We start from the raw sequence: 10,525 nt of genomic DNA, 5'->3' as shown, positions 1-10,525 counted from the left end.
TTCAGCGCATTCAGCGACAGCACGCCGTCGGTGCCCTGTACGTAGATACCTGCCGGACGATCCACCCATTTGTCCGTGCCGTTGCCGCGCAGCATGGACTGGCTGGTGATGTCACGCCCTGCCAGCAGCGAGAGGGATTTATCACCGCTCAGTGTGCCGCCGAGGTTATTAATATCCTGACGGGCGGTCAGGCTCACCCGGTTGCCGCCGATGTAGCCGCTGTTAGTCAGCGACTGCGCCGTCAGCTGCGTCACGTCGCGCCCTTTGATGGTGCCGCTGTTGGTGATGTCTTTTTCGGCATGAAGAGCCACGCTACCGCCCCCGAGCAACGCGCCGTCGCCGGTCAGATCCCCTTCTTTCAGCTTCGCATAGACCTGCGGCACCAGCACGTTTTGCTGCGTGCCGTCAGGCAGGGTCACCGTTTTGTTCACCAGCCAGACAATATCACTGGTTAACAAGGCCATCTGCGCCGGCGTCAGGGCCACGCCCAGCTGTAGCTGGTAGCTTTTACCAAAGGCTACCCCATTATTCATCAGCTCGCGATACTGATCCTCATCGTTGCCGTAGCCGCTGAGATAGCGGCTGCCGGTCAGCTGCGTGACCTGGTCGCGCACCAGACGCTGCTCATAGAAGCCGTCGCCCAGCCTTTTCAGCATCTGGCTGCCGTCCGAGGGCAGCGCGTTCTGCATATAGTCGCTGCTCAGCCACTGCTTCTGGTTCGCGAAGCGCGGATCGGTTTCCACCAGATAATGGCTGTCGCTGGCGGGCTGCAGGTTAAACAGGCTGTTGTCCGGCAAACGGGTATCCGGCGAGATCGCCCGGATCACCGGCGTGATGCGCTGTCCGTCAACGACCGTGGCGGGCAGCGTCAGGGAAAACTGCTGTCCTACCGGCAGCAGCAGCGGCCGATCCTGCACTTCACTAAGTTTATCAAGTGTTAACGTGCTGTCATAGCGTTGTCCTGCTGGTAGCGGCGTGGCGTTGCCGCCCTCTACGGCCCCCAGCGCAACCGCCGTTTTTGCCTGCTGCCCTTTTACCGCACCGATAGCGTCGGCCCGGTTAGCCACCGTCTGCTGCTGGCGACCGCCGTTCTGATAGCCGCTGCCCTGCGGCGCGGCGTTCGCCTGCCAGCTCACCGTTTTCAGATCGATAGTTTCGGTGACGGCAGCGGGCTTATAGGTGCTGCTGCTTTTACCCTGCGACGTTTTGGTGCCGCCAAATTTCTTTTTCTTCTTTTTGGCATACCAGCGCACCGCTTTGCCTTTGTCCGTCGTGACACGCGTGCCTTTGGTGGCCTCGTTATTCAGCTCGTCAATCTGACCGCCCAGGGCCGCACCGGCCACAATCTGGCTGTCGTGGTTGGCGAGACGACCGGCGGTAAAAGTCATGTTGCCGCCCGACAGGATTTTGCCCGGATCGCTCTCTTTGATCTGCGTTTCTTTGACGACCCGCTGGTAGGTGTATTCATAAAATTCGTGGCCGCTGGTGCCGTCCGGCATGTCAGCACTGTGCACACCATATTTGTTTTTATGGCTGGTATTCACCTCATCCCAGTTAAAACGATCGGTATGGCCTTTGAGCACCACATCGTGATGCGGGGCGTTTTCCGTGGTCACGATTTGGGTGGTCAAACGGCGGTTATCGTTGTTCACTTCCGCCATAGAAATAAACGCATCCCGCCCCGCTTCGATAGTGGCACCGCTGTTATTCAGCTGGCCGCCCTGTCCGGCCGCGTGATAGTCACCATCCAGATAGCCGCCGAAGTGCAGATCGCCATCGCTGTAAATCAGCGCGTGATCCCGGTTATTTACCGTACCGGCAGCGATATCCAGACGGTTGCGCGCGGCGATAACCGCCGCCTTGCCGCCGCTGCTGAGGTTATTCAGCACCGTAGCGGCAATGGCAATGGCATCGCCATAGATACGCCCTGTGCCGGTGTTGGTCAGAATGTTAGCGGTAAGATGCGTCAGCGCACCGTCGATCAGGCCGGTATTGTTAAGGTTATTCGCGGCAGCGATATGGGTTTCCTGCGCGCTGATTTCCCCTTTCGCCCGGTTGGTAACGTCCTGCGCAGAGAGCCAGAGCGCCTGCTGCGCGGTCAGGGTACCGTCGTTCGTGATGCTGCCGCCGGTGGTCAGCCGCAGCGTGCCGTTGGCTTTAACCGCCGCCTGGTTATGGAAATCCCCCGCCAGCATGATGCCCAGATCGCCCTGCGACAGGATCTGCCCGTCACCGCTTAGCGACGCGGCGCTAATCTGCCCGTCACGGTCAGCGATCAGCGTCCCCTGGCGGTTATTGATGGCCAGCGCCTGCCCCTGTGCGGCGTCCTGAACGATCAGCGTATCCGCCGAGGAGATCAGCCCGCCTGCATTCGTCAGCGCCTGGCGCACCAGCAGCGCCAGGCGTGACGTCGCCCGCAGCGCACCCTGGCTGTTATCCAGCGTGTCGGCCTGCAGCGTCAGGTTACCGGCCTCAATCCCTTTATCACCCTGTCGCGTATTGCGGTTAATCAGCTGCGGGGCGGTAATGGCCAGCGTCTGGCCACCGTGGATCAAGCCACCCGTGTTGTCGAGCTGCTGCGCCAGTGTCAGGTTGGCGTCACCTACGCTTTGCAGCTGACCAGCCTGATTAACAAGCTGTGCCGCTGTCAGCGTCAGCGTGCCCGCAGAGAACAATTTGCCCTTCTGGTTTTGCAGCGCGTTCTGCCCCATGTGCAGCGTCAGATCGCTGCCGCCCTGAATTTGTCCCTGCTGGTTGTCCAGCAGCCCGCTGTCAATGCGGGTGTTGCCCGATCCGGCGATCAGCCCGCGCTGGTTAGTTAGCGTCTGGCCTGCGGTATTGATAAGGATATCGCCAGCCGATTGTAATTTGCCGTCGCTGTTATTCACCGCCCCGCTGTTAAGGATCAGCGTGCCGTTGCCCGCCAGCTGGCCCTGGCTGTTGTTCAGCTCGCCGGTCTGTAGCGTGGCCCGCTCCCCGGCGGCAATAAAGCCGGAGTGGTTATCCGTCGTGCCGCTGTGCACGTCCAGATTGCGCATGGCCACGATGCCGCGCTGGCTGCCGCTGTCGCTGTTGATCAGCGCCTGCCCGTGGGTGTCCAGCGTCAGGTCAGTGCCCGCCTGTAACAGGCCGCCCTGGTTCTGCACGTTGCCCGCGCTCAGGCTGAGCGCCCCGCTGCCGCCGGTCAGCACGCCACTCTGATTATCCACCCCGCCGGTGATGATATCCGCACCGGTTTTGCCGGTGAGGAGACCGGCCTGATTGACCAGGCTACCTGAGCGAAGCGTCAGCTCACCGCCGCTAAACAGGCCGCCCGCTGCGCCGCTGTCGCTGTTGATAAAACGGTTACCGTGAGTATCCAGCTGTAAGTCCTGAGCAGATTCAATCCTGCCCGCGCGATTGTTCAGCTCGCCGCTATCCAGCGTCAGCGTGCCGCGCGCGCCCAGCTGACCCTGCTGATGATCGAAAGCCTGCTGGTGCGTATCGATGGTGATGTTGCGGCCCAGCATCACGCCCTTGCTGCCGTCGATCGGCCCGCCAGAGATGCGCATATCGCCGCCCGAAACCAGTCCGCCTCGCGTGCCGCTTTCCGTGTTAGTCAGCCGCTCGCCTTGAGTGTCCAGCGACAGCGCATCGCCCGCCTGAAGCAGGCCGCGCTGATTGTTTACGGCACCGGTAACCAACATTAATTCTTTGTCCGCCGCCAGCGTGCCGTCGGCGTTGTCCAGCGTGCCGCCGCTCAGTTGAACAGCGCCTGCCGCGCTCAGCAGACCGGCACTGTTATCCAGGTTACCGCTCTTCAGGCTCAGATCGTCGCCCGCAATAATCCCGCCGGAGGTTCCGCTTCGTTGATTTAATAAAGCCTGTCCGTGCGTATCCAGCTGCATAACACCGCCGGACTGAATGCGCCCGGCAGCATTGTTCAGCTCGCCGCTTTCCAGCTGCAAATCCTTCTCCGCGCTGAGGAAACCAGCCTGGTGATTGAATTGCTGTTGATGGGTGTCGATGGCGACGTTGCGTCCCTGAATCACCCCGTTTTCGCCCTCAATCTGCCCGGTCGCCAGCTGCAGATCGTTTTGCGTCACAATACCGCCGCGCTCGCCGCTGTCGCTGTTGGTTAACCGGGCGCCATGCGTATCAAGCGTCAGCGCTTTATTCGCCTGCAGCAATCCCCGCTGGTTATCAACGGCGTCGGTGCCCAGCGTTAACGTCCCACCGGAAACCATCATGCCGTCTTTATTGGTCAGGTTGCCGCTGTTAACGGACAGGCCGCCTGTTGAGGCGATAACGCCATGATGGTTATCCAGGTCGCCGCTGGCGAGCGTCAGAGCCCCGCCGCTGAGGATACCGGCATGACCGCTTTCAGCATTAACCAGGCGCTCGCCATGGGTATCCATCGTCAGGTCGCCGCCGGACTGGATCAGACCGCCGCTGTTATCTGCGCCGCTGCTGGTCAGGGTTAGCCCCTGTTTCGCGACCACATTGCCAGCGGTATTGTTCAGCTCGCCCTGCTGCGTATCGACGAGCACGCCCTCGCCCAGCAGCGTACCGCCCTGGTTAGCCAGTCCCTGGCTGCGCGTAGTGAGCTGGCGGGCGGCTTCAATGCGACCTTGTGTATTGTTAATGTCCTGCTGAGTCTCTACGTGCGCACTGCCGCCGGAAGCGGAGGCCAGGCCCTGTTGGTTAGCCAGGCGGCCAGCAGCCAGATCCAGATCCTGACCGGCCAGCAGCTGGCCCGCACTGTTGGTCAGCCCGTCCCGGACAGCGAGCTGCAGGTTGCCCTTATCTGCTGCTAACAGCGTGCCGTGGCTGTTATCCAGCGACCCTGCAGCCAGATGCAGATTGCCACCGCTCTCAATCCGCCCGGCCTGGTTGGCCAGCGAACCGGCCACCGTCAGCGCCATCTCGCCCGCACCGCGTTGTGAAAGCAGGCCCTGTTGATGATTGAGGCTCTCCGCGTTAAGCGTTAACGCCTGAGCCTGAGTATGGCCCTGAGAAAGATCGAGCTGGCCACCGGTCAGGTTCAGTGCGCCTGCCGATAACAAATTCCCCTGATTACCGTTCAGCTGCGCGGCCTTAAGCGTCATCGTGCCGCTACCGGCCAGCTGTAGGGTTCCCTGCTGGTTTTCTAACTGCTGCGCGTCAACCGTCAGGTTACTGCCGTTACCGGCAATCAGGCCGCTGCGGTTTTCAATACGGTCGGCCTGCAACGAAGTATCGCCTTCGTTACCGATAGTGCCCTGATTGTTTTGCAGGGTGCCGGTATGCAGCGTCAGCGCCTCGTGGTTTTGCTGCCGCAGCAGGCCGTTGTTATTGTTAATATCTTTTACGGCCACGGTCAGGCGGCCTGCGGAGAGTTTGCCACCCTCGTTATTAAGCTGCGTTGCGGCCTGCACCTGAACAGCGGTGCCCGCTACCGTCGCGCCTGAGGTCGTAACGTCACCCTGCGTGGCGGTCAGCGCAATTGCCTCTGCCGAGGTCTGGCTGCCGGAAAGATCGACGCGGCTGCCCTGCGCCTGAACAGCGCTGTGCGCCAGGTTTTTACCCTGCGCTTTCAGTTCCCCCTGGCTGGTCAGCAGTAAACTGCCCGGCTGGCCCAGCGTGCCGCTGTCGTCCACGCCAGCCGCCAACGTGCCATCACTGCTGCTGGTAATACGGTTGGCGGTCAGCGTGGCGTTACCGCCCGCACCAATCAGGCCGCTGTTACGCAGTTCGCCGTCGGATGCCAGCGTAACGTTTTGCTTCGCCAGTATCTTGCCGCTGTTTTGCTGATCGTCGCGGCTGGTAACCTGCAGATCGCCACCGCTTTGCAGCGTGCCGCTGTTTTCCAGCCTGCCGTCCACGCTCAGTTTGAGTTCACCGACGCTGGCGCCCAGCTCTCCCGCGTTGCGCACGCCGACGCCCTTCTCGGTGCCGGTCAGGGTGATTTTGTTAGCATACATGCCGCCAAGCGCCGCCACATCCAGCGCAAAAGCGGGACGATTAGTGTCATCACTGGCTTTTACCGCCGTTACGTTGCCCCCGGCCGAGACCTGATTTTTACCGGTGACCACGTTAAGCTCATGGGCGTGGATCCTGGCGTTAACCGTGACCGACTGCGCGATAAGCTGCGTATAGTCTGCCTCGCTGTCCTGCATGCCTTTACCGGTGATATTGATGCGGCCGCCATTCACGTCAAAGCCCTTCAGCTGGCCGTTTTCCATCACCGCCTGGCCCGTGGTCAGGGTATTGCGGCTGGCGTTAATAAAGCCGCAGCCGCTGCAGGTGATGCCGGCCGGGTTGGCGATGACCACCGCCGCACGTTTACCGGCCACCTCGATAAAGCCGTTCAGCCTGCTGGGATCGCGGCTATTGACTTCATTGAGGATGACGCTGGCTTCCTGTTTTGAAAGCCACGGGTTGGCCGCCACCATGCCGCCCAGCTGGGTGCGCGTGTTTTGATGGCTGTTGTTCAGGATGGCGCCGCGCTCGTCAACGTCAAGCTGGCTGTACGTGTTGCGCGAAACGCCCTGCCCGTTCGGCGTCTGGATATTAATCTGCGGCAGACCGTTGGCGGTCGACATTACCGTCGGCTGCTGGTTACCGGGCGCGCCGCTGTCGGCCACGATATTCGCCTGCGCCGGTAAGGTGACCGCGCCAGCGGCCAGCCACAGGGCAAAACTGAGCGGACTGATGCGCACTTGCGTTTGGGCACGCGAGGCACGCTGCCGGCTGCGCGCAACGCGCGAATAGCCGCTGCGGGCGATATCCGGCACCACCATCAGCATGCCGCGAACTTTATTAAAAATAATGCGATAGCAAAGCTTGTTCATAATGCGCACAGTCCCTTGTCAGGCAGAGGAGCGGATCGGTAGTGCCGGTTGAGGCTGAAAGATGGGTCGGTCCGGTTGAGGCTGAAGGATCAGTAGTTCCAGTTAAGGCTGAAGCCGAAGGTGGCCGGATCGGTTTTGAAGCCTTCGGGCTTCGACAGTGGCACCCCGGCAAAGAGGTCGTAGCTCAGGTTCGCCGGGCCAATATTGCCGCGGAGTCCGGTGACGCCGCCTGCCAGGTGATGGCCGGGCAGCGCGGTGCTGTGTCCGGCCACTTCGCCATAGTCCACGCCCAGGTAAAGTTCCTGGCTTGGCAACGGCGTTCGCCAGGCCAGCGTGTTTTGCAGCGTCCAGCCCCGGCTGCCGCTCAGCGTTCTTTCACCGTCGAAGCCGCGTACCGTCCAGCGGTTGCCGATAGCGAACTCATCCTGCGGCGTCAAAGGCGTGTTGCTCATCTGCCGCCGATATTGGATGTTGTAACTTAACTGCTGTTTTCCCAGCGTGAACGGCGCGTTCAGCCCGGCCTGCCAGGTGAGAATTTTTGATAAAGCGGTAGCGTAGGTCGCGTCGTCATAAGACTCTTCCCACGCGGGCAGCGCGCCAAACCAGCGAGTTCCACGCTGATAGCTGACGCCCGCATCCAGCGTGGCCGGGCCAAGATAGTGGCGATGCGAAAGTCCCAGTCGCCAGGCGCTGGTGCGGCGCTGCTGGCTGACCACCTCAGTGTCGTTGATGAAATTGCGCGAATCTTTTACCAGCACGTCCACGCTGGCGGTGGTTTTAGACGTGGCGTTGCGGTGCAGCACGCGGCTGACCTGCAGATCCAGCGAGCGGCTTTTACCGGCGTAAAGGAAATCGCGGCTGTAGCCCGCCACCGTCTGATGATAGTCATAGTCGCTGGCGGTGACGCCCACCAGCCACCAGCCAAGCGGTACCGAATAGTGTCCCGCCAGGCTTTTGCTGCTCTTCCGGCCGGCAAAACCCAGATCGCGGCTGGCGGTAAGGTAAAACAGATCGCTTAAGGAGGCCGGGTTATCCAGCGCCAGCATCACCCCGCTCTGATAGCGTCCGGTGCTCTCCGTGCCGGAGTCATCCAGCCATGCACCCACACGCCAGAAACGACGCTGGGTACGTTCGATAACAATATCGCTTTCCCCCGGCTGCTGGCCGGGACGCAGCGCCATGTGCGCCTCTACGGTGGGCAGACGCTGCAGGTTTTCCAGCCCCTGTTCGATATCACGCAGATCCAGCAGGTTGCCGGTATGGGCCGGCATGGCCGACCACAGGCTGGCATAGTGGGAGGAAGAAGGCGTCAGGGTTACGCTGCCCGTTTTGCCCGGCACGATAAGCAGTTTCAGCTCGCCCTGGCGCAGATCCTGCTGCGGTGCCAGCACTCTTGTGGTCACCCAGCCGTGGTTGATCAGGCGATTTTGCAGCGTGCTCATCAGTTGATTGATGCCCTGCACGCCCAGGCAATGGCCGACGGCCTGGTCTGCCAGCCGCTGCAACGGCACCCAGTGCGGCAGCGCCTGCTGGCCGGAAAGCGAGACGCGATGAAGCGTAAAGCAGGGTTTCTCATCCGGAAAAGTTATCCGCGAAGGTGCGGGGACAGGTTCTGCCAGCCGAACATCAGGTGCCTGCGGCGTCAGCTGTTGCTGGCGAGCCTTCTGCTGTTCCTGCTGGTGCTGGATTTGCTCATCGCCCGGCGCGGCATAAGCAGTACCGCAGCCGATAAGCACCCCGATCGCCAGCACCATGCCGCCGCTTATTCCTTTTTTGCCCTGCATCGCTGCACCCACCAAATATGTAACAAAATATGTATAAGGTATTTTTATGCGCACATTATGCACCCACGGCGGCAAACCTCAAGAAAAAACTTACAAAAAACTTACGTTAGGGGCTGGTTTGAGTTAATTAAAAAAGCAACATAACTAACTAATTAGGGGGGTAACTAAAAATCCTGAGGACGGGTTGAAAAGTTCTTTTGGGCGAAGCCCGGAATGACAGCAAGAAATTATTTAATATATAACAATAATTTATATCAAAAAGAGGCACCAAGCCCTCTTATCGCGGCGGGCCATTCAGGTTATCTTAAGTCGTTTTTCTACGGGGTCAGGCGGGATAATGTTGATATGATAAGGCTTAACAATATAAATTTAACTTAAGTCATGTAAAAGACACCCAAAGTCCTAACCAACTCCCTTAATAAGGTCAACACCATGCAGAGTAAATTCAGAAACAACCTGGTTTAAACCCCTGTTTCGTTATCAGCAGCTCAGGATTTCAGGGAGGCGGGTAACCCCATTTGGCCGGGCAAAAAAAAGCCCCCTCTAAAGAGGAGGCTGATGCTTATGCTTTGGTTACGGCAACCCAGCTGGCTTACGCCTGGTTCTGACCACTTAGGATCAGCTGGCCGTTGCTGTTTAAAGGAATGCGGGTACCGGGATCGTTATCCATGCGGATTTTGCCCTGCTGGTCGCCAATTTTGTAGGTGACGTCGTAACCCAGCGTTTTTTCCTGCTTGTCGTAGACGGTTTTGCAGCGCTGCTCGGTGGTCGTATAGGTATCACGATCCTGCAGGGCGCTCTGTACCTGGTTACCGCCGTAGCCGCCAGCCAGCGCGCCCGCTACGGTAGCCACATCACGTCCACGTCCGCCGCCAAACTGGTGACCCAACACGCCACCCGCTACCGCACCCAGTACGGAACCGGCGATACGGTTTTCATCCTGCACGGCGCGACGGTGAGTCAGCGTAACGTTACGGCATTCCTGACGTGGATTTTTTGTGGTTTCTTTAATTGGCGTCGCGGAGAGCACCTGAGCAAACTGCGGCCCACGCTCGAATACATTCATGCCTGCTACCGCAGCCACACCCAACGCGGCCGCTACGCCGATTCCAATACCTGCCAACATTGATTTATTCACAGGGCTCTCTCCTGAAACAGTTATTACGCATCGTCGCCTGCCACCGGAACCGGGCCGTACGCGACGCGCTTTGTCAGGTAAAGTTTGCTTATCAGGACCAGTAATGACAATAAGAATTCAGGACGAAATAATCACCTAAAGTCAAATCTAAAAGCTTTTAAGAGAGTTCTTAGGAGGGAGGAGACGGGGAGAAGGCTTATAGCCACAGAGCGCTATAAGCCCGATAACTCCAGTTCAGGCGGTCCTGATTTTACTTAGTGCAGCTTAAGCCGCGGACGAATAACCCGGTTAATACTGCCAACCAGCATCATCAGCCCGGTTCTGAAATAGCCGTGCAGCGCGACCTGATGCATACGATAAAGCGAAATATAAACAAACCGTGCAATACGGCCTTCCACCATCATTGAGCCACGCATCAGGTTACCCATCAGGCTGCCTACCGTACTGAAACGAGAGAGCGAAACCAGCGAGCCGTGATCCTTATAAACATAGGCTTTTTGTTCGCGTCCTTTCATCTGCGCCAGAATATTATCCAGCACGCGCGACGCCATCTGGTGAGCGGATTGCGCACGAGGCGGCACAAATCCCCCTGAAGGCAGGGCACAAGATGCACAGTCGCCAATCGCATAGATGTCCGGATCGCGCGTCGTCTGCAGCGTTGGCTCTACTACCAGCTGATTAATGCGGTTCGTTTCCAGCCCGCCAATCTCTTTCATAAAGTCCGGGGCTTTGATGCCTGCGGCCCAGACCATCAAATCGGCATTGATATACTCGCCTGATTTGGTGTGCAG

4 protein-coding genes are annotated in these 10,525 nt (G+C 59.3%); all 4 read right to left on the bottom strand.

The window, feature by feature from the left end; genetic code table 11:
- A partial coding sequence (locus RTK32_RS13030; protein WP_312044593.1) for a filamentous hemagglutinin N-terminal domain-containing protein occupies positions 1–6,812 on the bottom strand: 6,812 nt, incomplete at its 3' end.
- An 89-nt stretch (positions 6,813–6,901) separates the two neighbouring features.
- Complete coding sequence (locus RTK32_RS13025; RefSeq protein ID WP_409451090.1) at positions 6,902–8,566, bottom strand: ShlB/FhaC/HecB family hemolysin secretion/activation protein; 1,665 nt, start codon at positions 8,564–8,566, stop codon at positions 6,902–6,904.
- A 622-nt stretch (positions 8,567–9,188) separates the two neighbouring features.
- The gene (locus RTK32_RS13020) at positions 9,189–9,734 is read right to left on the bottom strand and encodes a glycine zipper 2TM domain-containing protein (protein ID WP_312044589.1); all 546 of its coding nucleotides are present in this window, start codon (positions 9,732–9,734) and stop codon (positions 9,189–9,191) included.
- Positions 9,735–9,988: 254 nt separating this feature from the next.
- The coding region (locus tag RTK32_RS13015; RefSeq protein WP_312044587.1) for an FAD-dependent oxidoreductase at positions 9,989–10,525 on the bottom strand (537 nt) is incomplete at its 5' end.

The organism is Erwinia sp., assembly GCF_031978025.1.
Lineage (GTDB): Bacteria > Pseudomonadota > Gammaproteobacteria > Enterobacterales > Enterobacteriaceae > Erwinia.
The sequence above is the reverse complement of the archived record's forward strand: the minus strand, read 5'-3'. Positions and strand labels throughout refer to the sequence as shown.